A 25,913-nucleotide genomic window follows, 5' to 3' on the forward strand; every position below is an offset into this window, starting at 1 on the left:
TTTAGCTGCCATTTACTGCTACTGCGAGATTGCCTCAATCATACTGTCCAAAGTAGCTTTTTCGGCAATAATACACTTCATCCCGTGACTTCGGGCGGCTTTGGCTGTTTCTTCACCAATGCAAACTGCCATCACCTTTGTAAAATCCAGCTGCGGCAGGGCGCTGACAAATCCTCCTACTGTCGAAGCACTTGTAAATGCAGCATAATCAAAATCATAAGATAAGATCGCTTCTTTCGCAAAAATGTTGCTGTCCGATTCGTAGAACGTGTCATAAACCGGAATATCTTCATAGCAGATTCCCTCTTGATCAAAAATACGGTTCAAATCTTCCGAGCCCTCCCTGGCCCGTAAGACCAACACTTTTTCTCCAGGTGTCAGAACGTTGACGAGGCCGCTGGCAAGGCTGACGACGTTATAGCTTTCCGGCATATACTCAATGCGAATGCCGCGCTGGGTAAACACCTTGGCCGTCCCGGCTCCGATAACCGCGATCTTAATCCCGTACAGGTCACGGATGTCTCTCCCCATTTCGTACATTCTGTCAAAGAGAGCCTCTACGCCGGCCGCGCTGGAAAAAACAAGCCAGTTATATTCTTTGATCCGCTCCAGTGCAGCATTAAATGCTTTATTGTCGCTTATTGGTCTGGTTTGGATACATGGGAATTCCAAAGCTTCCCCGCCGAGATCTCTGATCTTCTGACTAAGGACGGAATTAAGTTTTTCCGGACGTGTTACCACCACACGTTTACCTGCAAGCGGACGCTTCCCTGCCCATTCGAAATTCTCGGACAAGGAACAGACCTGGCCGATTACGATAACAGATGGGTTGCGGATTTCCGCCTTTGCAGCGTCATCCGGCAGGTTGCCGACTGTCGTCAGAAGCTTGCGCTGTCTTGCTGTCGTCCCTCTTTCGATGACCGCCGCCGGCATATCCGAAGCCATTCCAGCATCCAGCAACCCTTCGGAAATACTTTTGATCGCCGATACTCCCATCAGGAATACCAGCGTTCCTTTCATGTTTACAGCAGCCTGAAAATCAATATTCGGAGTCTCTCCCTCTTTTGTATGTCCAGTAATGATATGCAGGGAAGAACAAAAGTCCCTGTGGGTTACCGGGATTCCTGCATAAGCAGGAACCGCGATAGCCGATGTTACCCCCGGCACTACCTCGAACGGAACCTGATGTTCATGGAGCAGTTCCAATTCCTCTCCGCCACGTCCGAACATAAACGGATCTCCGCCCTTCAGACGAACGACTGTCCTGCCTTCCAGGGCTTCTTCCAGCAGAATCCGGTTGATCTCGTCCTGCGGGATACGATGATAGGTCGGCAGCTTGCCGACATCTATTTTTTTTGCGTCTTTAGGGATTAAATTGAGGATTTCAATACCTACGAGCTTGTCGTAGATGACAACCTCTGCATTCTGAAGAACACGCAGCCCTTTTACGGTGAGCAGTCCTGCATCAGACGGGCCTGCCCCAACCAGCCAAACTTTTCCCGTTCTCTTTTGCTCCATCTATCTTACCTCCGCAAGTAGTCTCGTTGCCAATCTGTATCCTATTTCCGCCGCATCCCTACGATCGCCGGTCATGCTGCCTTTGGCCTTTTCACCGGTTTCAACATCGACATAGAGGCCGGTGATCCTGACTTCTGTACCATGCACTTCGGCAAATGCCGCAGCAGGTGAACTGCACCCGCCGTCAAGTTTTTGAATAAAGGCTCTTTCAGCCAGGGCTGCTGTCTGAGCATCTTTGTCGTTGATACACGCCAAAAAGTTGAGATCCTCGCCTTTTCTGCCCTGAATCGCCAGGATTCCCTGTCCGGCAGAGGGGATCATTTCCTCTGTTGAAAACACCCTACTGATACGGTTTTCCAGTGACAGCCGCTTAAGTCCTGCGAAAGCCAGCAGCAGAGCACTGAATTCGCCCTCGTCCAGCTTTTTGAGCCGGGTAAGTACGTTGCCCCGCACAGGCTTGACATCTAGACCGGGATACAGATCTAAAAACTGAATTGTTCGGCGTGCGCTGGAACAGCCAACAGCCTTTTCTTTGTCAACATTTTCTATAGATCCTGTCCCCTGCGGCAGAACCAGTACGTCCCGAGGATCTTCTCTTTTAGAAAATGCCGTAATCGGCAGGTCCTCCGGTATTTCTGCCGGCATATCCTTTAAACTGTGAACAGCGATATCTATTACACCTTGACAGAGCGCCCTGTCCAGTTCTTTCACAAAAAGGCCTTTTCCTCCTATTTTGTCCAACGTCTGTTCCAAAATAACGTCCCCTGTGGTCTTCATCGTAATAAGCTCAAGTTCCAGTTCAGGATAATTTTTCCGGATCTGCTCCATAACAAATTGTGACTGGATCACCGCCAGCCTGCTTTCTCGGCTGCCGACAATTATTTTTCTTTTTCCCATTCGGCTACCTCTATTCTCATTTAATCAAAGTAACTTATTGTTCGTTTATTTCATTATGTTATTTATTCGTCATTATTTATTCGTCCAAGTGTTCATTCATGTATAGCCTCAGCTTCTCTGCTGTCTTCTTAGCCTTCGTGTGGTCTTCCCCGCTGGCCGTGAGCCCGATCACCACATTTCCCTTCCTGACCACTGCCGGGAAATAGAACGTACATAGCTCCTTACGATCTGCGACACTGACAGGGATTCCATACCGGGTGCATTCTTCGGCAATTTGACGGTTTACTTGTGTTTCATTGGTTACTGCCAGAACCAGGTCAGCCCCATTACAGTCCCCTTTCTGATACTTGCGACAGAGCAAAGTGACTTTTTCATTACCTGCCAATTCTTGTTTAAGTTCCGGGACAAGTTCGGGAGTAATCACGGTCATGTCGGCATTAAATGGCAGCAAGGTCCTGATTCTTCTTGTTGCAATCTTTCCGCCCCCAAAGACAACGATCTTTTTATTCTGAAGAGGAACAAAAAGGGGAAACCAAAGCTGATTCGAGTGCTTCTTCAGAGAATAGTCCCTGGCAAGCTTGTGCAAAACCTGTTCCTTGTTGTAAAACGTATGCTGTTGCGCATCTTCTTTATTTGTTTTACCCGAACGTTCCAATATCTCCAGTTGTTCCGGCCGCCTGATGAGAACCACCGTAATTCCCAGCTCACGCGCTGCTTCAATTTTTTCCTGGAATCCTCCGGTCTCTCCGGAGTCTTTTGTCACCAGAAATCTTGCTTGGGATGCTTTCAGCATGGCAATGTTCAGCTCTTTGGAAAATGGGCCCTGCATATAGCTTATATTAGACTTCTTAAAGCCCAGCTTTTCACACTTCTCCATTACATCCCGCACCGGAAGGACCCTGGCAAATACCCGCTCCTGATAGTCCTTGATTCCGGTAAACGTTTCAATCTCCTTGCTTCCGCAGCTCAGAAAGACGTTCCCGGTCTTATCATTTAATACCCGTACCGCATCCTCGCTGTTGTCCGCATAAATCATGTTTTCTAATATATTCGTGTTAAATGACGGATTATTTGAGACCAATCTACCCGGTTCCCTTTGCAGACGGATATAGTCCGTTGCGGTTTCGCGGCAAGCTTCGCAGATATTGTCCGTAACAATTTGGGCGTAAGGATGTGTTGTATCAATGACACAGTCCGGCTGAACCTCCCGAATGAAGGCGGCCATTTCTTCCCGGTTCAAACGTCGCGCTTGGATGTGAAGATTTTGATCCGGTTCGATTAGCTCCCTGCCATAATCCGTGGCCACTGAAACATACACTTTCGCGTTACTTCGCCGCAGCTCATCGATCAGCTCCCTGCCTTCTGTTGTCCCGGCAATGATCCAAAATACCGGCATCTTCATCATTTCTTATATCCTCTTGGTGTCACCAGTTTGTTATTGATTACTCTTGTCTGTGAATTTCCAATAATGACAGTCGTAAACATATCAACCTTCTTCTCTCTTAATTCAGTCAGGCTGGAGACAATCTCATAATTCTCGCCCTCTCTGCCGATGCTGTTGACAATACCCGACGGCAGGCTGGCATTCTGGTGGCGCATCACAATATCGCAGGCCTTTTTCAAATAATCATGCCTTTTGATACTTGATGGGTTATATAGCACAATGACAAAGTCTCCCTGGGCTGCCGCTGCAAGCCTAGCTTCGATCTTTTCCCACGGCGTTAATAGATCGCTTAGGCTGATAACTGCAAAGTCATGAATAAGCGGAGCACCGAGAACAGCTGCGCCGCTGCAGGCAGCTGTGATTCCTGGTATAACTTCCACCTCGAGGAAAGGATACGGCTCTGCAAGCTCCAGCACGATTCCTGCCATGCCATAGACTCCGGCATCCCCGCTCGAGACCACAGCAACCGTTGCACCTTCCAGTGCCTTTTCAACAGCGGTCCTGCAGCGATCCACCTCTTTCTTCATCGGCGTAGCAATTAACTTTTTATCTGGGAACTGATCCTTGATTAAATTGATATAAAGCGTATATCCGACTAGAATATCACTGGCCTTAAGCGCTTCCCGCGCGCGGTTAGTCATTTGCTCCGGTCCGCCCGGTCCTAATCCTACGACATATATTTTCATTACCTGTCTTACCTAACTACTTTCTCTAAATTTGTAAAACATTCGTCCCACAGATCCCGATCTATGCTGTCCCTGAACCCAAACAGAACTGAACTTACTGCCTTTTCTGCCACTTGCGCCAACCTGCTTTCAAACGATGCTTTGTCTTGGTCGCTTAAATTCAGGTACGCAAGATCTTTTTGCAAATTCCGGCATATCTTTTCCGATGTTGAATTGGATATGCTTTGCAGGAGTGGCAGATAACTGCGGATTTCAAATGATTCTATAAACTTGTCAATATGTTCATCAATGATTTCATAAGCTGCTGCTAAAGCATTCTGGTTTCTGAGGTCTGCCTTCCCGAGACCCAGATTGTCCATATCCAGTAACAAAATATTTTCCATGTCCCCGACCTTTGGTTCGATATCCCTCGGTACTGCCAGATCACAAAAGATTCTCGGCCTGTGGTTCTGTGCCAGGACTGGTACTAAGGCATCAGCTTTAATCGTATAATGTGGGCTGGACGTCACGCTTACCACCACATCCATATCGGCTAGCACAGTGTAGCGTTTTTCGTAATCCACGCCCGTACATTGTTTCGGCAATAAATAAGCCCCGTGTTTACGCTGTCTTAAGGTGATCAAAACCTCCGCCCCATAATCTGCAAGCTGCGCGGCAACAATCTTTCCCATTTCGCCGTTGCCAATGACCAGACACCGCTTTTCCCCCAAGTCAGGAAAGACCTCCTGAATCCGCTCCAGGGCTTTCGTTGCTACCGATACATCCGTCGTTGTCAGCTGGATCTGTGTTTTTACCTTTTTCGCTGAGGTTATGGCTATCTGAAAAAGTTTTTCCAGATAAAGGTCAGCAGTACCTGTCTCTCTGGCTTCTTCAATGGCTTTTTTAATTTGGGACAAAATTTGGCTTTCTCCCCAAATCTGAGACTTCAATCCGCAGGCGGTTTGAAAGAGGTGAACAAAGGCCTCACGGGACTGCCGAATAACGAATAAGTACTCATATTTATCCCTGTCTTCCTTCACAATTCGCTTCAAACCGAAGAGAATTTCTTTCAAATCAACCAGGGATCCTTCATTTTCGCTGACCCATAGCTCCGTACGGTTGCAGGTGGATATAATCACAGCACCTTCCACACCATAATTTTTTACAGCAGCTTCCATGGCCTGTCTGCTTTGAATCGGTGTAAAGGCAAACATTTCACGTTCCTTTAATGACGCTTTTTCATGATCGATGCCGATCATTCTAATATTCAAAGCTAACCCTCCATTTCTTCTGGGCAAGAGCTATTGTTACACCATTCCCGGATACTTTTCGGCTAATCAGCCCCCCGCCTGCGCTTGCCATTACGGCAGCCCGCTCGCAGACATTGCCGACACCGGTAATACTGCTTACAAATTCCGATTCTGTATATTTGCCTGGTACGGAAAGAAGTTCATCTGAACTGAAAAAATGCAGTGGCAGATTATTTTTTGCGGCAAAATTAAGCAGACCCTTTTCTTTTGTTTTGAGGTCAATACTGGCAATGCCCGCGATGGCCTGAAAGCTGATGCTGTTCCTGCCCAACTGCTCAAGGACAAGATCCTCAATACACTGCAGCGGCGTACCTCTTCGGCAGCCAATTCCGAGATACACCGTCCGGGGAACGATATTCAGCGTTATGGGGTAGGGTTTTAATCTGTCATTTAAAGAAATACAAATGCCAATACCCATGTTGTTTTCATTCTTCTCCAATAAACGCGGCATCTCTCCTTCTATGTCCAGCTCGCTATAAAACCCGACCGGCTTTTCTGCCAATAGTCGTGCCGAAATTTCTTTCGCTGCTTTCAGATCCGAAATCCAGGCGTCATGGAAAGCTGCCCATTCATCGACCGAAAAAAGCCTGTTTATATCCGTTGCAGTCGTTATCACAGGGATTGCGTTTAGCGCTTCGGATATCCTGTCCGCCAGCATGTTGGCGCCGCCGATGTGGCCGGAGAGGAGCGGTATAACGAACCGTCCCTTTTCGTCAATACACAAAACGGCCGGATCTTTCGTCTTGTCCTGAACAAAGGAGGCGATTGCCCTGACGGCAATCCCGCAAGCCCCAACAAAAATTAGCGCGTCTTTTTCTGCAAACTGTCTGCCTGTGAACCCCTTTAAATCCGGGGCAATGGGCTCTGCCATGCCGGCTGTATTGACGGTCCCGGTAAGTTTTTCCGGCTGATAGCAGGCGGTATGATTGCCTTGAGCATCCAACAGATCTTTTATTTTCAGGCTGAGAGCGACTCCATTGGCGGTAAAAGCCAGGATGCTTATCTTCATTTCAAACCCTCGGTCCAAGAAGACAGTAGATCGTTTCCTTCCCGGAATTCATGCGTAAATGCCGGATCGTAAAGTTTAGATCTTTCGAAGTTGTTTCCCAAAAATCTGCCCACTAGAATCAAGGCCGTTTTGGTGATATTGTTCTCTTTAGCTGTTCTCGCCAATGTCCCTACCGTACAGTGGAACTGCTTCTCATCCGGCCAGGTTGCCTTATAAACGATCGCTGCCGGAGTGTCAGCGGCGTAACCGCCCTCCATAAGCTTGGTACTTAAGTTTTCCAGCATCCCTGTACTTAAGAAAATTGCCATGGTTGCCTGGTGCGACGCCAGGAGAGCAATGTCTTCCTTAGGCGGTACCGGGGTCCTTCCTTCCATGCGGGTGATAATTACAGTTTGGCTGATATCCGGCAATGTATACTCCTTCTTCAAGGAAGCAGCGGCTCCGAAAAATGAGCTGACTCCAGGTACGACTTCGTAATACAGGCCCTCGGCATCAAGCAGATCCATCTGCTCACGGATCGCTCCGTAAATACTTGGATCGCCGGTATGCAGACGCACGACCAGTTTACCTGCCCGGGTGGCAGGAACCATCACGGCAAGCACCTCTTCCAGTGTCATCCCGGCACTATCGTAAACAGCGCATTCCTTCTTCGTAACATTCAATAGCTCCGGGTTGACCAGCGAGCCTGCATAAATCACAACATCGGCCTGTTCCAAAAGCGTCTTTCCGCGAACCGTGATTAAATCTACCGCGCCCGGACCAGCCCCAATAAAATAAATCATCTGACAATCTCCTTTTCTTTCACAATGATCGTGGAAAAATAGCTCGCTTTCCCCTCGGCTGCACCGATATCCTTTAAAACCCTCTCCGACGGCATCCCGCAGCATTCCACCATCTGGGTATGCTTAACCAGATCTTTGCTTATAAGCTCTTCCTTAACCTTGCCAAATTCCCTTCCTGACTTCATCAGCACCTTGGTTCCGCTCCAGTCCAGGTAATCAAAGGATCCTTCATAGGATGCGGGGATAATGTGCAGCGGCTGGGCACCCTCGCAGAGAGGCACATTGAGCCTTGCTGCTACAGCACAGAAGGAGGGGACCCCTGGAATCAGCCGGGCATCATAGCCTGCTTCCAAAACCCGGTTATGCAGATAAATGTATGTGGAATAGATCGACGGATCCCCCAGCGTAAGAAAAGCCACAGATTTGTTTTGTTTGAGCTGGTCGATGATCTGTTCAGCTGCTTCCTGATGGCTTTGCTCCAGCATTTGGGCATCCCGTGTCATCGGCATGTAAAGTTCCAGTATTTCTTTTGTGGAGAGGTCTACAGCCTGTTTTGCAATATTCCAGGCGGTCATTTCTTTTTCATCCGTCCGCGGAACAGCAATAAGATCTGCCTCGCTGATGATTCGGACGGCCTTTAAGGTCATCAGTTCAAAGTCTCCCGGACCTACGCCTATTCCATATAATGCTGCTTTCATGATGGCTTCATCCTTTTTATTTTATTGACTATTTCATCCGCCTGCGGTGTTTTGCCCAGGATACCCTGTTCATTGGAATACAGGATCACACCGGCTTTCACCTTATTCTGCAGACGGTAATTCACATATTCATCAATTTTTAACATGATGGACTCAAATACCTGGCTTCTAAGCCCGTGCCGGTCTAATACCGTAACGGCCTGCGGTGCTGTCAGGCTGGCCATAATTTCTTTGACTGTCTCCTTCCCGGCGCCGTGTAAGGCAGCATGTACGGCGATAACTTCCATGCGGCAGTCCGCATAGCGGGAGTGGGTATTCATAATGCCCGCTGCCAGCTTGACCAATTTTCCGGCATGTCCGATCAGCAGCAGGCCGTCAAAGCCCAATTCCACGGTAAAATCCAGCATTTCACCGATATAATTACTGCAATGGATCAGAGAACTCTCCAGTCCCAGCGTGCTGCGGACAAAAGTCTCACCGTAATTTCCAGGGCAGACCAGCAGATCTCTGCAGCCCTTTTCTTTCTGCTGATTCATCTCCAGTCGAATCGTATCGATCAGGGCCTTTTCGCTCATCGGCTCGACAATCCCTATTGTTCCCAGAATAGAGATTCCGCCAACAATGCCCAGCCGTGGATTGAAGGTTTTCCTGGCAATGGCCTCCCCTTCCGGAACTGATATCGTAATTTCCAGGCCTCCCTCATATCCGTACTCGGCACAGACTTTCGCCACCTCCGCCATAATCATGCTTCTGGGAACAGGATTGATGGCCGGTTCTCCTATAGAACAGGCAAGCCCGGGCTTAGTGATTCTGCCGACGCCCTGGCCGCCATCGACCTGAATATTATTATGGTTCGCTCTGGCGACCGTCGCAAAAATAAGGATGCCGTTGGTCACGTCCGGATCATCGCCGCTGTCCTTTTTTACAGCACACGTCACCTGGTTCATGTCTCTCCGAACTTCCAGCACCTGCATCGCAACCGGTATTCCCTTCGGTGTCGCAATGGCTATTTCTGTACACAGGTCTCCTGAGAGCAGCATTACCGCCCCAGCCTTGGCAGCCGCCGCCGCACAGGATCCCGTAGTAAAGCCGCATCTCAGTCTCTTATTCTGTTTGATGACAAAGAGTTCACCGGATTGACTGTTTTGTGGACTGTTTTGTTCATCGTTTAGATGGTGGATGTCATGATTCATTATTTTTATATTCCTTCAATCAGTTTGTATCTTTCCAGTTAATTAAAGCTTTTCTGGCCTCAGATATGGTATTGGCAGGCTGGGCAAATTCAAAGCCGTCTTTATCATGCAAAATCTCCATAAGATGCCCAATTCTTGGGAGTCTGAGATTAATCCTTCTGATTTCCTCCGGATGCGAAAACACTTCCTGAGGCGTACCTTCCATTACAAGCCTGCCGTCATCGACGACATACGCATAATCACAGTAAAGTGGTACGATATCGATGTCGTGCGTTGAGATCACGACGGACAAATTCAGCTCAATTTGCAGTTTTCTGAGCAGCTTCATTAGCTCACTGACTCCAAGTGGGTCAAGCCCTGCGGTCGGTTCATCCAGAATAAGCACTTCCGGCTCCATCACCAGAACGCCGGCAATGGCTGCACGTTTTTTCTGGCCAAAACTGAGGCTGTGTGTGGGCTTTTCTTTCAGGTGGGATATCCCGGTTCTCTTCATGGCTAGATCCACCCTTCTGCGGACTTCCTCCTCAGGCAGCTTTAGATTCATCGCGCCAAAGGAGATATCCTGATAGACACTGGCTGAAAACAACTGCTTGTCCGGATCCTGAAAAACAATGCCAACAGATTTTCGAAGCTGTTTGAGACCTTTTACTGAATAATCCAGCGGCAGGCCCTTGAATAGAACTTCGCCGCCTGAAGGCTTATTGATGCCGTTAAAGGAAAGCAGCAACGTTGATTTTCCAGCACCGTTGCTTCCGAGGACTGCCGTCGTTTTCCCCTGTTTAATCCCGAGTGACAGGGCCTTTAAGGCCTGGGTTCCATCACTGTAGATGTAGTAGAGATTTCTGACTTCCAAGATATTTTTAGCCTCCACGTTTTCAATCAAGCCATTTTCGGCCATTATAGCAAGCCCCCTGTCAATTGTTTGGAAAACAGCGCAACTGCAATCAGGAATAGGTTAATCAGCACAATCGGAATATATTCTGTCCAATGAGTCTCCGCCTGCTCATGGATCACACTGAGCTCACCATCATATCCCCTGGCTTCAAGCGCAATATACAGTTCATCCGCCCTTTGATAAGACCGGATAAAAAGTGACGAAGCCAGAGCCGCCAGTGAACGGTATCCGGAAGAAAGCCCCGCATAGCCCAAGCGGGAATTCTGCGCCGTAAACATGGTGTCTGCCGTTTCCAAAAATACAAAGATAAACCGGTAGATCAGTCCCATCAATTCAACCATCAGTCTTGGAACTTTAAGCTTCCGAAGAACTGCCAGCAGGTCTACCATCGGTGTACTCAGCGATAAATAATACAGACAGGAAACCGCGCCAAGCGCTTTAAAAAACAGATTTGCCGCACTTAGAATACCGGACTGCGACACCCCGATATACATGCCAAATGCATATACAGAGAATACAAAAACATCTTTGTCCCCTGAAACATTGACCGCAATGGTTAAAACGCCGATCACTAAAAAGGAAAGCGGGACAAGCATCAGTCTAATAAAAATTCCAACAGGGGTACCGCCTTTGCAAACGGTATACCAACCCATTATCAGGAGCGTCAAAATTGACACCGCAACGGATTCAGCCCAGAGACAGACCCCCAAAACCAGAATGGCTAAGACTAGCTTTTTCAATGGATTTGTTTGTTTAAGCTTGGATAAATAAGCGTATTTATCGATGTAAATCATTGTTTACCGGTTCTTCCTTTTTCTTACGACCCCGCAGATAACCTAACCCGTAGCCCAAAACACCTGCTCCGACAGCTGCCTGAAGCGCAAACAACAAGCTTTCAATTTCTCCGCTGGGCGGCTCCCAAATCGGTGAGAACCAGGCCTGGTAATTCCCGTTAAGTTCTGTTATAGCTTGTTCAGCTTGGCTGTCAGCTCCAGCAAATTCCGCATTTTTTTGCACAATGAGGGGTACAACAGCAAGCGCTATGACAATCGTAATTAAAATAATATTTGTGATGATAACCCGATTTTTATTCTTCGGTTTCATCGTTTCTACAGACATTTTCAGACCCCCTTTGAAAGTATTTTTAAGTCTTTAAGCTCATCCCCGGCATAGGATGAAATCGCCTTAAATATCAGCACTGTCAAAATACCTTCACTGATCGCCAATGGTACTTGCGTTAAGGCAAAAATACCCAAAAACTTGGTAAGTGACGCCATAACGCCGCCTGTTTCAGCAGGAAACGCCAGTGCAAGCTGCACCGATGTCGTAACGTAAGTCAATAAATTCCCAAGTGCGGCAGCGAGAAACACAGCAAGCCACTGCGGTCCATTTGCTTTCTTCACAATTTTGTATGTAGCAAAAGCTACCAGCGGCCCCACAATGCCCATCGAAAAAGTATTTGCCCCCAACGTTGTCAATCCGCCATGCGCCAGTAAGACAGCCTGAAACAGCAGTATGATCAAACCAATTACGGCCATTGCGGTTGGTCCGAACAAGATAGCGCCAAGGCCAACCCCTGTAGGATGTGAACTGCTTCCTGTAACGGAAGGAATCTTCAGGGAAGACAAAACAAAAGCAAAGGCGCCTGCCATCGCCAAAAGCATTAATGTTTTGGGATGCTCTCCAACAGTTCTTCTGATAGAAAAAAAACCTGCCAGAACAAAAGGTATTGCCAAAGCACCCCAGGTAATACACCAACCCGCAGGAAGGAAGCCCTCCATGATATGCATGGCATATGTCTGCTGGGGCAAGAACATAAACATAAGTACGAGACCCATTATCCAAATCTTTTTATTTATCATCGTCAAACTCTCCTATATAAGATATGAAACAAAAAACCTCTCAACATCTTACGTCGAGAGGCTCATATGCTAGGAAGTTTTCCTCGGTAGTCTTGCACATAACATCCCCCTCTCTATCACTCGTAGAGTATATGGTGAGACACTAAAACAGGTAGGTCTTCTGGCTTAAGCATCATCGATCTTCAGACCTTCCCAGTTTCCCAGTGGTATACCTGAAGAACTCCACTTTCACAGCGGCGTGACCGCGCGGGCTTCTACCCGACTTTCCTTATTCATTGAATGGTACGCTTATCAGCTTCATTCAACACCTGTTCTGTCTATTCAGTTTTAATCCTGATTCATTATATCGCTCTTTCGACAAGGAATCAATATTATTTTTACTTTAGCCTTGAACATATTAATTGAAGTATCTTTACCTCCATCAGTTCTATTTGTGGTAGGGTTCCCCTTTGCTGATCTTGCACGCCCGGTAAATCTGCTCCAGCAGGATAAGCCTGATCATCTGGTGCGGAAAAGTAAGCTTCGAGAACGACCACCGGTAATCGGCGCGTTTTCGGATTTCATCTGCCGTACCAAGAGATCCGCCAATCACAAAAGTGATCCGGCTCTGGCCTGAAAGCCCTTTTTCATCAAACAAAACGGCAAGTTCGGGTGAAGAAAGTTCCTTTCCCAGAAGATCCAGCAAAACCACATAATCCTGAGGTGAAATTAATTTAAGAACCTTTTCAGCTTCTTTCTGTTTTACTCTTGCTTCGTCGGCAGCTGATGCCCTTTCGGGGCATGGTTCGTCCTCAACTTCAATCATCTCAAGCCGGATGTACGCGCCAAGACGCTTGGCGTATTCCTTCAGCCCTTCTTTTAAATAATTTTCTTTGATTTTCCCTACCGCCAGAACTTTGATCTGCAGCATGTTTTCTCCAACTCCAGTCACTATGTTTGCGTCCAAACATTTGCAATCAAAAACTTGAAGGTTAAATCTCTCTGATATTGGATTATTTACAATGAAGATTTTTTTCAAAAGTGTCAATAATATTGATGGAGGTGAAAAAAAATGAGCAAAACAAGTGAAAGCAAAAAAAAGCTGCTGCAGAATCTAAAAATGGAGGCTGCGGCTGAAATCGGCCATCTTGATTTTGTAAGGGAAAATAACGATCACTATAAAGGCGACGTTACTGCCAGACAGAATGGTCTGGAAGGCGGCCCGATCGGCGGCCAGATGGTCAAAAAAATGATCGCTTATGCCAAACAGCAGATGAAATAGAATAACGGACTCATTTAGTATTCCTAATCTACTTCAATAAATATTCAAAACTTCTTCAGCCTACAATACTGAAGAGGTTTTTTGTTAAATAATCTTCTGTTCGGAATACGACTGCTCTGTACCTTCTTCAGTGTTATGCAAAGCTGCCGTTCCCTCGCCGGGTGCAGATTGCATTTGTCCGGCGTTGTTATTCATTTTATTTCTATTGTTTGTATTGGCATTATTGACTGCTTCCGCCTTTTCCATATTTTTGAAAGCGACTGAAAGCATCAGTTTAATTCTATTGATCTGATTCACCTGGCTGGCGCCCGGATCGTAATCGATTGGCACAATATTCGCCAGCGGATAGCGTCGTTTAAGTTCGCGGACCATCCCTTTACCCGTGATATGATTTGGCAGGCAGGCAAACGGCTGCAGACAGGCGACGTTTGTTGCTCCGCTTTCTATCAGTTCCAGCATTTCCGCGGTCAGGAACCAGCCTTCGCCGGTCTGATGTCCGAGATGCATGATTTTGCCGGCCATATCGGCCAACTCATAAATCGATTTGGGAGGATGGAAACGGTTGCTCTTTGCCAGAGTGCGTTTCATTACCCGGCGGTAGTTTTCCAAACGCCAGATAATATAGCGGCTGATAAGTTCGCCTTTCAGTGAGCCAGCGAGTTCTTTTCTTCTGAATATCGTTCCATACGCACAGTACATAAAGAAATCCATCAGATCCGGCAGAACGGCTTCGGCGCCTTCCTTCTCCAGGACATCGACAATAAAGTTATTGGCAAACGGATGAAATTTGACCAGGATCTCGCCGACCACCCCGACCTTTGGTTTCTTAACATCCAGGATCTCGATACGATCGAAGTCCTGGATAATCCGGCGGATATTCCGGTGGTATTCCCGCAAGCTCATCGCCGCGAGAGTCGGCTTCAGGTCCTTCAGCCATTTGGCCAGGAGGGCATTGGTTTCTCCTTTGTTTTTCTCATAGGGGCGGATGGCATTGGTTACGCGCATCAGCAAATCGCCGTAAACCGTTGCCATGACACACCGCTTGATCATCTTCAAGGAAAGTCTGAACCCGGGATTGGACTCCAGACCGCCGGCATTAAGGGAAATAACCGGAATCTGTTCCATGCCGGCATCTTTCAGGGCTTTGCGGATAAAACCGATATAATTGCTGGCCCGACAGCCGCCGCCTGTTTGCGACATAATGACTGCCGTCTTATTCAGGTCGTAACGGCCTGACTTCAGCGCCGCCATAATCTGACCGACAACCAGGATTGAAGGATAACAGGCATCGTTATGCACATGCAGCAGTCCCTGTTCGACGACATCCATCTCGACATCAGGCAGAATCTCTATCTTATAGCCTTCCAAACGGGTGGCTTCTTCAATCAGTTCAAAATGGATCGGTGCCATCTGCGGAGAAAGAATCGTATACTCATGCTTCATTTCTTCTGTAAACATGACTCTTTTAGGTGTCTCAAAAAGCTTATGCGCATGAATTTCTTTTTTGTCTCTTTCCTTCATTGCAGCGAGCAATGACCGTATCCGGATACGAATAGCACCCAGATTATTGATCTCATCAATTTTGACCAGGGTATAGGTTTTTCTGTACTGGTGCAGTATCTCCTGAACCTGATCCGTGGTGACGGCATCCAGTCCGCAGCCGAACGAATTCAATTGGACAAGTTCCAAGTCATCCCTGGTTGCCACAAAACTTGCCGCCGCATACAGCCTGGAGTGGTAGACCCATTGGTCGAGGACGCGCAGAGGCCTTTCCACCTGGCCAAGATGAGCGACAGAATCTTCAGTCAGCACAGCGATCCCCAGACCGGTAATCATCTCCGGAATCCCGTGGTTGATCTCCGGATCGGTATGATACGGCCGACCGGCAAGTACGATGCCTTTCAGGTTGTTCTTTTGCAAATAGTCCAATACTTCTTCCGCTTTGGTTCTGAGGTCCTGGCGAACAGCATCTCTTTCGGCAAAAGCCTTATCCACAGCACTTGCTGCTTCTTGTCGTGTTATACCCATCGCTTTAAATTCTTCATAGATCCGGACTTTTAAACGCGCCATATCATCGATCGGCAGGAACGGGAAAATAAACTCAACTTCTTTGTTCCTTATTTCATCCACATTGGCATGAAGGGATTCCGGATAAGAAGTGACAATCGGGCAGTTGTAATTATTATTCGCGTCAGCCAGCTCTTTTTCATCCCTCGGAAGGCACGGATAAAAAATCCGCTTGACCCCTTTGTTCAGAAGGTCCTTAATATGCCCGTTGGTCAGTTTGGCCGGATAGCACAGCGATTCGGAAGCCACCGTCTCCATGCCGAGCTCAAATATTTTTTTTGAAGAGCGGCCAGACAAAACAACCCTGAAACCGAGCTCCGTTAGCAGCGTAAACCAGAACGGATAATGTTCATACATATTCAGGACCCGTGGAATCCCGATCTCGCCACGTGCTGCCTCTTCCTTCTTCAGCGGTTTATAGGCAAAAAGACGTTGATATTTATACGCGAAAAGGTTCGGAATATCCTCAGAGGTGCTTTCCAGTCCGGCTCCGCGTTCGCAGCGGTTTCCTGTCAGAAACTCCCTGCCGTCCGAGAATTGGTTGACCGTCAGCAGGCAATTATTGCCGCATAGGCCACAGTGGCGTGTACGAGTCTCGGTATGGAAATCCTCCAGTTCATTTTCACCAAGCAGGGTAGTCTGTTCTCCGGCCTGATAATGGTCGCGGGCGATAAGAGCTGCTCCGAACGCGCCCATGATACCAGCAATGTCCGGACGAATGACCTGGCGGCCGGTGACACGTTCAAAACTTCTTAAAACAGCATCATTATTAAACGTTCCGCCCTGAACAACGATTTTCTTGCCAACTTCGGAAGAATTGTGTAGCCGTATGACTTTGTACAACGCATTTTTGACGACTGAATACGAGATCCCGGCCGCGATGCTGCCGATATCCGCCCCTTCTTTTTGGACCTGTTTGATTTTGGAATTCATAAACACGGTGCAACGGGTGCCTAAATCCACCGGGGTCTTCGAAAATAAACCTCTTTGCACAAATTCCGAGAGAGATAAACCCAGGGACTGGGCCAGCGTCTCGATAAACGACCCGCAGCCTGAAGAACATGCTTCATTCAGCATGATATTATGAATAACGCCGTCGCGGATCTGCATGCATTTCATGTCCTGACCACCGATATCGAGGATAAAGTCAACACCGGGCAGAAAATATTCGGCTCCCTTAAGGTGGGCAACCGTTTCTATTTCTCCGTGATCAACTTTGAGGGCAGCCTTTAGCAGGGCTTCTCCATAACCGGTCACGACGGAACCGCCAATCGTGGCTCCGGACGGCAAAGCCTGATAAAGCTTTTGCAGAGCAGAAACCGTAGATTTTAACGGACTTCCTCCGTTGCTTCCATAATGGGAATAAAGCAAATTGCCATCTCCATCGATCAGGGCAAGTTTCGTCGTGGTCGATCCGGCATCAATGCCCAAAAAGCAGGTTCCACTGGCTTCAGCCAGCAGTTTCTTCGCGACGGAATTTCCCCGGTGCCTTTGACTGAAGGCTTCATACTCTTCTTCACTGGCAAACAAAGGCTGGAGCAGGGTAGTGGCCGAATCCGAATTATGCAGATTCGGGATGTTCTCATAGATCACGTGAAGATCGCAGACTTCGCTCTGTTTCGAAGCCAAGGCTGCCCCAATCGCCACAAAAAACTGAGCATTATCTGGCGCGATAATATTTTCCGGTTTAAGCTTCAAGGTTTCAATAAAGCGCTGGCGCAGTTGAGGCAGGAAAGAAAGCGGTCCGCCCAGAAATGCCACATTGCCCCGGATTGGTTTGCCGCAGGCTAAACCCGCAATGGTCTGATTCACGACAGCCTGAAAAATTGAGGCGGCAATATCTTCCTTGGCCGCACCTTCGTTTAAGAGCGGTTGAATATCTGTTTTAGCAAAAACCCCGCAGCGCGAAGCGATCGGATAAATCTCCCGATGATGCGAAGCCAGTTCATTGAGACCCGCAGCGTCGGTTTTCAGCAAGATGGCCATTTGATCAATAAACGCACCTGTCCCGCCGGCGCAGGTACCGTTCATCCTGAGTTCGGGCGATTCCCCAAAATATGTGATCTTGGCATCTTCGCCGCCCAGTTCTATCGCGACATCCGTATCCGAAATAAATCGTTCAACAGCTTTTTGGCAGGCAATGACCTCCTGAATAAAAGGAATCCCAATCTGTTCGGAAGTGGACATACCGCTTGAACCTGTCACGTTCATGGTGACTTTTTCATTGCGGAACTGACTGTAAATCTTTTGCAGAAGGTTGCTGACTGTATGCTGGACATCTGAAAAATGCCTTTGGTAGCTGCTGAAAACCAAGTTATCTTTTTCATCAAGTATTGCAATTTTTACGGTGGTCGAACCAACATCGAGTCCGATATGCATTTGTTTTGTCATTCACCTGTCTCCTTCTATTTAAACAGCCTGCTCAATCTATAAAAAACAGTGTTTTAATCCTTTAGCATCAAACTTTATTATATCAGGTTTCATCTGTGTAACAAAATAGTAACTTTTTCTGTCCGGCCCTTTGTCTCGTCCTGCTTAGCATCTCGTCCTTATTATTGTATGAGAATGCAGGGAAAAGCGCCTATCCCTATAGAAAATGTGGCTGCCGCCAAGCTTTTGGCGGCAGTCTTTAGCTGATATAGTGCGAATGTCTTCCTATAGCTGATTCGTTCGACCTTTCTAGTTTCTGATTACGCTATTCTGATCTAATTTCTCCGAGGATCGCATCTGTTTTATACGTGCTGCCGCCCCGGAAATAGCTGACAGATACTTTGTCTCCCGGCTTGTATTTAAAGAGTTCGTGTGTCAGCTCCAGAGAATTGGTTATGGCTGTTCCGTTAATGGCCGTAATGATATCTCCGGCCTGGATACCGGCTTTAGCTGCCGCCCCACCGTTTTCAACACTGGCGATATAGCAGCCTGCCGGCCAGTCTTTAAATGAAGCATATTCCTCCGTGTAGCGGTCGTCGATATTGATCTGCAAAGCCGGATGGCTCGCAAACCCTTTTTCAATGAGCTGCTGAATTACAGGCAGCGCATCGGAAATGGGGATCGCAAACCCCATACCTTCAAAGCCCTGGGTATCATTTTTAGCTGAGTTAATTCCGACAACCTGGCCGCTGTAATTGACGAGCGGCCCACCGCTGTTGCCTGGGTTAATCGCCGCATCCGTCTGAATCAGATTGAAGCTGGCTTCCCCCTGCAGCTGAAGAAACCTGTCTGTCGCTGATACCACACCGGCTGTGACTGTACGGGCAAAATCCTGGCCTCCCGGATTCCCAATCGCAACGACGGATTCTCCGACTTTTAAGGCTGCGGAGTCTCCGAGCTGGACAGCCGCAAGTCCCTTCGTACCGTCAATTTTGAGCACGGCAAGATCGGTCCGCGGATCACCGCCGACAAGCGTTCCAGGAACATCCCGACCATCAGCAAGCGAAATCATAATTTTCTCAGCATCTCCAATGACATGATAGTTAGTAACAATATAACCCTGGGTGGCATTGATGATAAAGCCAGAACCGCTTCCTGCTTCACTGAGTCCATCACTGCTACCGGCAAAAATATTCCCGCTATACTGAAAGTTGGCCACACCTACGACAGCAGGCCCTACCGTGCTGGCAATATTAATCACCGGTGACTCCCCACCGGTAATACCTGAGGCTGAAATTGGGGGATTTTCTCCCTGCTGAATGACAACCTTATTACCACCTTCCAAATAATTGCCTCCAGGATATACCGCAGGAACAAGGACGACAGCAATCAAGCCGCCCAGAATTGCACTGATGACAGCAAGCAAAACCGTCGAAACAACCCGGGGTTTTCCGCTCCTTCGTCCGAAATTGTCCCGGTCATTATAATCATCCATCTGACATCCCTCCTATCCAGTATGTATCATGTCTACCTTAAATTTAGTCTGTCAGTTATGCTCTCATGACATACTATCCCAGTGTAATAAGTTCGTGCGGATAATGTCTCGGCGCAACTCTTATTTTTAGATTCGCGCATTTTTTCTTAACCTGCGAATTCCGGAGCATCTCCACAACTGTACTGAGTGCCATTTGCGGCGTATTGTTTTCTTCACTTAAGTGAGCAAGCACGACTTTTTGCGTGTTTTCACCAAGCCATTCCGTCAAGGCCTCAGCAAGCTGGACATTGCTTAGATGTCCTGCATCTCCGCTGACTCTTTTCTTCAAATAGTACGGATACCTTCCGTGCCATAGTGTTTCCAGGTCGTGGTTTGCCTCTACGACATAGGCATCACAGCCCCGAAGATTACGGTGCATCTCTTCTGTGACAATGCCACTGTCAGTCGCTATGCCAAGCGTATGTGTTTTGCCTGTTATTTTAAGACCGTAGCTCTCCCTGCTGTCATGGGAAGTCGGGAAGAGCTTCACATCCATACCCGAAAGATAGATGTCCCGGTCAATAATTCTTTTCTGTTCAGAATTAATATCCCCAAGCACCGTTTCAATTTCCTGCCAGATTCCGGCTGTCGCATAGATGGGAATCTTCAACTTGCGAGCCAGAATGCCAGCCCCCTTGACATGGTCGGAATGTTCATGGGTAATGATGATACCTTCTAGCTGGGGAGCGGCAATATCAATCATTTTGAGGTTTGTAAGCACTCTTTTGGCTGTAATGCCGCAATCCACAAGCAAACTCCTGTTTCCTTCCCCTACACATATGGCATTACCGGAGCTGCCACTGGCCAGTGTTGCAAAATACATCTGTTCACCTTCCCGATTTGTGATTCTCAGTGCTTACTCATCCTGTTGTCGGAAATGTCTGCCGTTACTTGTCTCAGGTTCATTTATCTAAGGTTTAATGTCCTGAGCTCTTGCTATCATTTCCTCAAGCTTGGTCTTCATCTCTCCATCGGTATTGTATTTCAACGCTGTCTGCCAGTACTGCTCAGCCTGCTTGTAATCTTCTTTGCTATAAAACTGGAACATCCCATACCAATACAACACATCCACATTTTGCGGTTCTTTTTCAATTAATTCCTTGTATGTTTCATCCGCAAGATCAGAATCTCGTGAAAGAAATGCAGATATTGCAAGTTTTAACCTTACATCATTGTCGTCTTTCTGGGTCAGGACTTTTTGGTAATACGTTATCGCATTCTGCAGATCTTCCTGATATTCTTCATCGTTAAGCTGAATTGTTATACTCGCTTTACTATAATAAGCGTCAGCCAGGGCCAGCTGCGTTTCGACGTCCTCCGGGCTTTTTTCGAGTGCTGCGCTGAGTTCCACGATGGCTTGCTTCCGCTGATTGTATTCCTGCTCCAACGCTTCCTGGCCCTGGGTATCTTCCGTATTATCAGACCCTGGAAGGGAAATTGCATAAAATGTTGATCCAATAAGGGAAATGCAGATGATCCCTATGATAATACCTACAGTGATCTTTTGAACTTTTTTTCGCATTTTTTCTCCTAACTTGCGACCTTGCTATTACCAATAATAGGAAGGTCTGATTAATCTTTCCTTAGAAACAAAAGCGTCAAAAAAACTCTTCCTTATGTACCAGGATTCTCTTGTTAAACGAGAACCCTTTGCCTGGCTTCTATGATTTTAAGGTAGTATGCGACTTCGAGCCTTTTTTTCTGCAGCTCGCATCCCATCGGATACACTTTAATCAGTTCCCCGCTAAAAGCTTCATTGGCTGCATGGCATCCGCCGCTGCATGAAAAGCGTGCCCAACAGGCGCGGCATTCTTCCTTTGCATAGACCTGCGCCTGGCGGAAGGATTGAACAATTTCTTCCTTCAGTTCACAGTTCGGATCATTCACAGATCCCATTTTATATTTTTCCTTTCCGACAAACTGATGACAGGGGTAAATGTCCCCCTCCGGCGAAACGGCCACATACTCGTGTCCGGCCCCGCAGCCCGACAACCTCTTAATTAGGCAAGGTCCTTCATCGAGACCTGTATTGAAGTGAAAAAAGACAAATTCTTTCCCTGCCTCGCGATATTCCAGCACTTTTTCTCCTAAAATATCGTAGCTTTCTTTGATTTCTGCCAGATCTTCCTCTCTGAAAGCATACTCTTCCTGCGGAGAAGCTACTACTGGTTCCACAGAGATCCTTCGGATGCCGCTGTCCGCCATATGCAGGACATCCTTATAAAAATCTTTATTGAAATGTGTATAGGTTCCCCGGACATAAAAATAATTGCCAACAGCATAACGCGATGTCTCCGGCCGCATTTCCGTAAATTTAAGAATCTGTGGCATAATCCGGTCATAACTTCCAGATCCATTCAGGAAAGGCCGCATTTTGTCATTTACTTCTTTGCGTCCGTCCAAACTCAGTACAACACTGATTCCTTCGTCTTCCAAAAATCTTGCTGTCGCTTCATCCAGCAAGACCGCATTCGTTGTCAGCGTAAACTTGACCTTTTTGCCCGCTTGAGCGGCTATTTCCCGGCCGTAAACAATCAATTCCCTGATAACCGGCAAATTCATCAGCGGTTCACCGCCAAAGAAATCAACCTCGCAATGTCCCCGCTCTCCGCTGTGATCCAATAAAAATTTCAACGCTTTCTTACCGGTCTCAACGTTCATCAACTCGCGGTTGCCGCCGAACGGTCCTGTTCCCGCAAAACAATATTTACAGCGCAGGTTGCAGTCATGTGCAACGTGCAGGCACATCGCCTTGATCACCGGCCGGTCAGAAAACGGTAGTACTGTCTCTTCGGGCTCGCAGGAAAATAACAGCTTTTGATCCTGAAGCACTTTCAATTCTGCCAGGATTTCCTGTTTTTCTTCAGAAGAAAGGTTATGCCCACATTTTTCCAGCAATTCTTCTGAATTTTCCAGGCTGTTTTTCTGCTGATATGTTATCAATTCCTGAATAAAAGCATATGTCTTGTCATCAATCACATGAAGCGACCCTGAATTGACATCATAAGCAATCTGAAGTTTCCCCTGCGTATACACATGTACATTTTTTGATATATTGTAGTTCGTTAATTTCATGCTTCTGTTTCCTCTGCCCATCGTAATCGTATTTAGAACAATTATACCATTGAAATACCTTTGTGAAAAAAGAAAACTTGGCTGACGCCAAGCTTTTTTACAGAACCCCTTTATAGATAACCGTCTGTCTTTATGATGTTTCTGTTATTTTTCACAAACTTGATTGCCAACTGTACAAGAAGTCTTACAAGCCGATTGGCAAGATGTCTGGCATTTTCCGCACCCTCCGGTTTTGGCTGTTGAGGCTAAGCTCCCCTTAATGATTGTCTGAATATGTGTAGCCATGCGTATCCTCCTTATTATTGTTTAGGCTGACTGAACAAGTAGATAACCTTTCCTTCAGCGGAGTACCCGGTAATATCCGCGCTTACCGATGGGACCTGCGGTTCACTGACAAACGCATACCATAATCTCAGCTGATCAGTGTTAACAATTTTCCCCTGGACCTTTTCCCCGCCGATCGTCGTAACGGTTACACGTACAATATTCTTATTCGTTATCTTGCCGTAATAGACCGAATATTGGGTGCCGTCTTCTCCAAGATCCGCATATCGCCACTGCAGGCCATCAGGATAAGTGACAAGCTTACCAACCGCACTTCCTGTCCATTTCCAGCCAAAACTGTTTTTCGTAAATATCCCTGTGCTTAGTTCTTCTTCAAACGTGTAAAACACAATTCCTGAATTGTCACTGACTTGTTCAACTTTTACCAAGTCATATCCTTTGGGAATAAGCGGCTTCGCTTTCGCTACCGCATCATCCAATGAGTTGCATCCGCCTAATACTGCTGTCATGATCACAATGGCCAAAATTGCTGCAATTTTCTTCAGCTTGCCCTTCTTGCGAAACATTCGGCTGCTAGAGTCAGATAACATCCTTTTTCTTTCAGCTCCTTTCGGCTTAACGCCTCACTAAAGCCTCATGTGATATGCGTCCCGCAAAAAACCATTAATTAGCTTTTGCGATAAAAAAACCAGCTTAAAACTGGCCTTATATTCTTAAATTGGAGCGGAAGACGGGATTCGAACCCGCGACCCTCGGCTTGGGAAGCCAATGCTCTACCACTGAGCCACTTCCGCATGATATTTCAAGGCTTTAGACTTCCTAGCATGTTCTAGGACCATGGCATACCTTTGTCGGGTAAGCATTATTATACTTCAAAATTTAATACTAGGCAAGATTATAAGTTCAATTTTTACAATTTCAACGATATTACTAGCTCAGTTGACTCTACCCCAAATTTGGTACAGGTTTTATTTTGTGGTTAATACACTTTTGGGTATCCCTCCTACACTACCAGTTTCAGCACTTTGTCATCCTTTTTCTTAGCCCGCAGTAGCAAGTGCCGCCAGTAACAACATTCCCTCATTTTCCCGATAGATCTGCGCGAATTGGGAAATTGGCAGGGGATTTCGGCCAAATCCAACCTCAACCGTATAGCCCGGTCTCCGGTATTTTTCGATAAACCAATCCTTATAGCCTGCATACGATGTTATTCCGGTCGCTTCTTCCAGCACATAGCCGCTTTTTTCTGCCAAACTGAGTGCAATTTGCCGGTCCCTGGCCGACGCCAGACCTCTGTAATTCCAGTAGATCGCCCTACCTTGGCTGTGGTAGGCCAGAACAAGTCTAAAATTATGATTTCTCGTAAAGTCTGCAACTGCTTTGGATTCAGGTTCGGATTCCGGTCCTGTCCCTGAAAATCTGGTCGGGCCAGGCCCGGTTATTCCGTGACTGGCTTCCGCTTGTTTCGACAACTGCCAGGATGCATCATAATTGTGGTTTAGATCTACGCCACGAATATTGGCCTGCCAGACCTGGCCAAAATCCATCCGGCCTTCATTCCATTTTAGAAGAGATGTGTAGAATGGATGATTTATCCGAAGTCCGTTTAAGACCAGATCAATACCATCTGGATTCACCATAGGGATTAAATAAATTGAACTTTGACCCCATATCTCTCTTATGTTGTATCCCCTGACCGAAGTTCCATCCACATAGTTTTTCAGATAGTTTTCACAGAACTTCATCAGCACAACTGTCGTAATCCATTCCAGTGAATGATGTGACGCATTATAAAATACCTGATTCGGTCCATTACCCAGCCTCAGATAGTAAAGATTCCGTCCCATAATACTTTTCCCGGCAACCCCGGTTTCCAAGAAAGGATAGCGTTTCTGTAACCCGGCAATATCCCGCTGCAAGATTTCGTAGGTATAATTGAGGTTTGTATCGACAATATCAAAAGCATAGGGCACGGTCAACTGTTGTCCTGCTCTTATATTGTCAGAACTGATCCCGGGATTTGCTGCTAAAAGCCGCTGGGTATTGATTTTATAACGGTTGGCAATCTGGTACAATGTATCTCCCGCAGCAACTGTAACCATGATGTAGCCGTTCAATAACGGCAGAAGCTTTTGATAAGTAATTGGACCAATGATTCCATCTGCTTGGAGACCACTGGCCGCCTGAAACTGTTTGACCACTTGCTCTGTATTTGTTCCGAATACCCCATCTACCGTCCCCGGATCGTAACCCAGCTTTTTGAGTAAAGCCTGAACTTCCATTACATCGTTTCCTCTAACTCCGATCTTAAGTACGCGCACCTAAATCCCCCCATCTATGTTCGTTGTTATAATCTATGGGGATCGGAAAGGATGTGTGTAAAGTTTGCGGCAAAAACAAAAACGAGTCCTAACAGCAAAAACCGTTAATAACTCGTTTTACAGGACGTATGGTGCCTCAGGACGGAATCGAACCGCCGACACGAGGATTTTCAGTCCTCTGCTCTACCGACTGAGCTACCGAGGCGTGATCGATTACCAATCTATCGAAACTCAGCTTAATTTAAAAACATGGTGACCCGTACGGGATTCGAACCCGTGTTACCGCCGTGAAAGGGCGGTGTCTTAGGCCGCTTGACCAACGGGCCATAGGCGATGCGTTAGTGAACCATGCTATGATGGTTTCACTCAATTTTTTTGCTCACGTTTCTGTATTATACAGATAACACGACAAATAGTAAAGAACTTTTTTAGATTTTTTATCTTTTATTTCAATTTATTTCAAAACTTTTATTTCAAAGATAGTGTATTTTCTTCAATTGCCGGTATTACATTATACTGTATGGTATTTTGATGGCTAATAAAAAAGCTTGCATCCGTTAAGACACAAGCGTTTTAATCGAGTATTGGTGAGCCATCCGCGACTCGAACGCGGGACACCCTGATTAAAAGTCAGGTGCTCTACCGACTGAGCTAATGGCCCAGGCCACAATTCATGATTCTATCATTTCGGCCCCTTGGATGTCAAGCAAAACTTTAATAATCCTTG

At 46.9% G+C, this 25,913-nt stretch carries 23 protein-coding genes, 4 tRNA genes and 1 riboswitch; of the genes, 1 reads left to right on the forward strand and 26 read right to left on the reverse strand.

Going from position 1 to position 25,913, the window contains the following annotated elements:
- Positions 1-18 precede the first annotated feature (18 nt).
- The 14 genes from cobA to rlmH all read right to left on the reverse strand — a co-directional run bounded on the left by cobA (position 19) and on the right by rlmH (position 13,183).
- Complete coding sequence (gene cobA / locus NC238_08375; protein ID MCM1565952.1) at positions 19-1,518, reverse strand: uroporphyrinogen-III C-methyltransferase; 1,500 nt, start codon at positions 1,516-1,518, stop codon at positions 19-21.
- Positions 1,519-2,415, reverse strand: a complete 897-nt coding sequence (hemC, locus tag NC238_08380) for a hydroxymethylbilane synthase (protein MCM1565953.1) — start codon at positions 2,413-2,415, stop codon at positions 1,519-1,521. It abuts the gene before it with no gap.
- A gap of 76 nt (positions 2,416-2,491) precedes the next feature.
- Positions 2,492-3,820, reverse strand: a complete 1,329-nt coding sequence (gene cobK / locus NC238_08385; protein MCM1565954.1) for a precorrin-6A reductase — start codon at positions 3,818-3,820, stop codon at positions 2,492-2,494.
- Positions 3,817-4,545: a precorrin-3B C(17)-methyltransferase gene (cobJ, locus tag NC238_08390; protein ID MCM1565955.1), complete on the reverse strand. Its 729-nt coding sequence runs from the start codon at positions 4,543-4,545 to the stop codon at positions 3,817-3,819. The genes cobK and cobJ overlap by 4 nt, the downstream gene beginning before the upstream one ends.
- A gap of 8 nt (positions 4,546-4,553) precedes the next feature.
- Positions 4,554-5,795 (reverse strand): glutamyl-tRNA reductase, encoded by a 1,242-nt coding sequence (hemA, locus tag NC238_08395; protein ID MCM1565956.1) that lies wholly within the window; start codon positions 5,793-5,795, stop codon positions 4,554-4,556.
- Positions 5,785-6,843, reverse strand: a complete 1,059-nt coding sequence (locus NC238_08400; protein ID MCM1565957.1) for a cobalt-precorrin 5A hydrolase — start codon at positions 6,841-6,843, stop codon at positions 5,785-5,787. The genes hemA and NC238_08400 overlap by 11 nt, the downstream gene beginning before the upstream one ends.
- Complete coding sequence (cobM, locus tag NC238_08405; protein MCM1565958.1) at positions 6,840-7,625, reverse strand: precorrin-4 C(11)-methyltransferase; 786 nt, start codon at positions 7,623-7,625, stop codon at positions 6,840-6,842. The genes NC238_08400 and cobM overlap by 4 nt, the downstream gene beginning before the upstream one ends.
- Positions 7,622-8,323, reverse strand: a complete 702-nt coding sequence (gene cobI / locus NC238_08410; protein MCM1565959.1) for a precorrin-2 C(20)-methyltransferase — start codon at positions 8,321-8,323, stop codon at positions 7,622-7,624. Before cobI ends, cobM begins: the two co-directional genes overlap by 4 nt.
- A complete protein-coding gene (gene cbiD / locus NC238_08415; protein MCM1565960.1) occupies positions 8,320-9,516 on the reverse strand; it encodes a cobalt-precorrin-5B (C(1))-methyltransferase CbiD in 1,197 nt (398 codons plus the stop codon). Before cbiD ends, cobI begins: the two co-directional genes overlap by 4 nt.
- Positions 9,517-9,535: 19 nt before the next feature.
- Positions 9,536-10,414 (reverse strand): ATP-binding cassette domain-containing protein, encoded by an 879-nt coding sequence (locus tag NC238_08420; GenBank protein ID MCM1565961.1) that lies wholly within the window; start codon positions 10,412-10,414, stop codon positions 9,536-9,538.
- Positions 10,414-11,205 carry a cobalt ECF transporter T component CbiQ gene (gene cbiQ, locus NC238_08425; protein MCM1565962.1) on the reverse strand — a complete coding sequence of 264 codons (792 nt, stop codon included), beginning with the start codon at positions 11,203-11,205 and terminating at the stop codon, positions 10,414-10,416. Before cbiQ ends, NC238_08420 begins: the two co-directional genes overlap by 1 nt.
- Entirely contained in the window at positions 11,189-11,530 is a 342-nt protein-coding gene (locus NC238_08430) for an energy-coupling factor ABC transporter substrate-binding protein (protein MCM1565963.1), read from the reverse strand. The genes cbiQ and NC238_08430 overlap by 17 nt, the downstream gene beginning before the upstream one ends.
- Positions 11,531-11,532: 2 nt before the next feature.
- Positions 11,533-12,273 (reverse strand): energy-coupling factor ABC transporter permease, encoded by a 741-nt coding sequence (locus NC238_08435; GenBank protein ID MCM1565964.1) that lies wholly within the window; start codon positions 12,271-12,273, stop codon positions 11,533-11,535.
- A 132-nt stretch (positions 12,274-12,405) separates the two neighbouring features.
- A riboswitch (cobalamin riboswitch) is annotated at positions 12,406-12,600 on the reverse strand.
- 100 nt (positions 12,601-12,700) lie between these two features.
- On the reverse strand, positions 12,701-13,183 hold the full coding sequence (gene rlmH / locus NC238_08440) for a 23S rRNA (pseudouridine(1915)-N(3))-methyltransferase RlmH (GenBank protein ID MCM1565965.1): 483 nt from the start codon (positions 13,181-13,183) through the stop codon (positions 12,701-12,703).
- 141 nt (positions 13,184-13,324) lie between these two features.
- Between rlmH and NC238_08445 the strand changes: the two genes are divergently transcribed.
- Entirely contained in the window at positions 13,325-13,534 is a 210-nt protein-coding gene (locus NC238_08445; GenBank protein MCM1565966.1) for an alpha/beta-type small acid-soluble spore protein, read from the forward strand.
- A gap of 84 nt (positions 13,535-13,618) precedes the next feature.
- Here the strand turns inward: NC238_08445 and NC238_08450 are convergent, their stop codons facing one another.
- The 12 genes from NC238_08450 to NC238_08505 form a co-directional block, all read right to left on the reverse strand.
- Positions 13,619-17,992, reverse strand: coding sequence for a 2-hydroxyacyl-CoA dehydratase (locus tag NC238_08450; GenBank protein MCM1565967.1), 4,374 nt, complete (start codon positions 17,990-17,992; stop codon positions 13,619-13,621).
- Positions 17,993-18,296: 304 nt separating this feature from the next.
- On the reverse strand, positions 18,297-19,466 hold the full coding sequence (locus NC238_08455; GenBank protein MCM1565968.1) for a trypsin-like peptidase domain-containing protein: 1,170 nt from the start codon (positions 19,464-19,466) through the stop codon (positions 18,297-18,299).
- Positions 19,467-19,539: 73 nt separating this feature from the next.
- Positions 19,540-20,328, reverse strand: a complete 789-nt coding sequence (locus NC238_08460) for an MBL fold metallo-hydrolase (GenBank protein ID MCM1565969.1) — start codon at positions 20,326-20,328, stop codon at positions 19,540-19,542.
- Positions 20,329-20,415: 87 nt separating this feature from the next.
- Entirely contained in the window at positions 20,416-21,027 is a 612-nt protein-coding gene (locus NC238_08465; protein ID MCM1565970.1) for a tetratricopeptide repeat protein, read from the reverse strand.
- Positions 21,028-21,140: 113 nt separating this feature from the next.
- Positions 21,141-22,580 carry a thioether cross-link-forming SCIFF peptide maturase gene (scfB, locus tag NC238_08470; protein MCM1565971.1) on the reverse strand — a complete coding sequence of 480 codons (1,440 nt, stop codon included), beginning with the start codon at positions 22,578-22,580 and terminating at the stop codon, positions 21,141-21,143.
- Between the two features lie 144 nt (positions 22,581-22,724).
- Positions 22,725-22,865, reverse strand: a complete 141-nt coding sequence (gene scfA / locus NC238_08475) for a six-cysteine ranthipeptide SCIFF (GenBank protein MCM1565972.1) — start codon at positions 22,863-22,865, stop codon at positions 22,725-22,727.
- A 14-nt stretch (positions 22,866-22,879) separates the two neighbouring features.
- The gene (locus tag NC238_08480; GenBank protein ID MCM1565973.1) at positions 22,880-23,455 is read right to left on the reverse strand and encodes a hypothetical protein; all 576 of its coding nucleotides are present in this window, start codon (positions 23,453-23,455) and stop codon (positions 22,880-22,882) included.
- A 129-nt stretch (positions 23,456-23,584) separates the two neighbouring features.
- Positions 23,585-23,659 (reverse strand) — tRNA-Gly (locus tag NC238_08485).
- Between the two features lie 246 nt (positions 23,660-23,905).
- Positions 23,906-25,186 (reverse strand): peptidoglycan-binding protein, encoded by a 1,281-nt coding sequence (locus NC238_08490; GenBank protein MCM1565974.1) that lies wholly within the window; start codon positions 25,184-25,186, stop codon positions 23,906-23,908.
- Positions 25,187-25,315: 129 nt separating this feature from the next.
- A tRNA-Phe gene (locus NC238_08495) sits at positions 25,316-25,391 on the reverse strand.
- A 45-nt stretch (positions 25,392-25,436) separates the two neighbouring features.
- Positions 25,437-25,512, reverse strand: a tRNA-Glu gene (locus NC238_08500).
- Between the two features lie 259 nt (positions 25,513-25,771).
- Positions 25,772-25,847 (reverse strand) — tRNA-Lys (locus NC238_08505).
- Between the last annotated feature and the right edge of the window lie 66 nt (positions 25,848-25,913).

It is taken from the genome of Dehalobacter sp. (assembly GCA_023667845.1).
In the GTDB taxonomy this organism is placed as follows: Bacteria; Bacillota; Desulfitobacteriia; order Desulfitobacteriales; family Syntrophobotulaceae; genus Dehalobacter.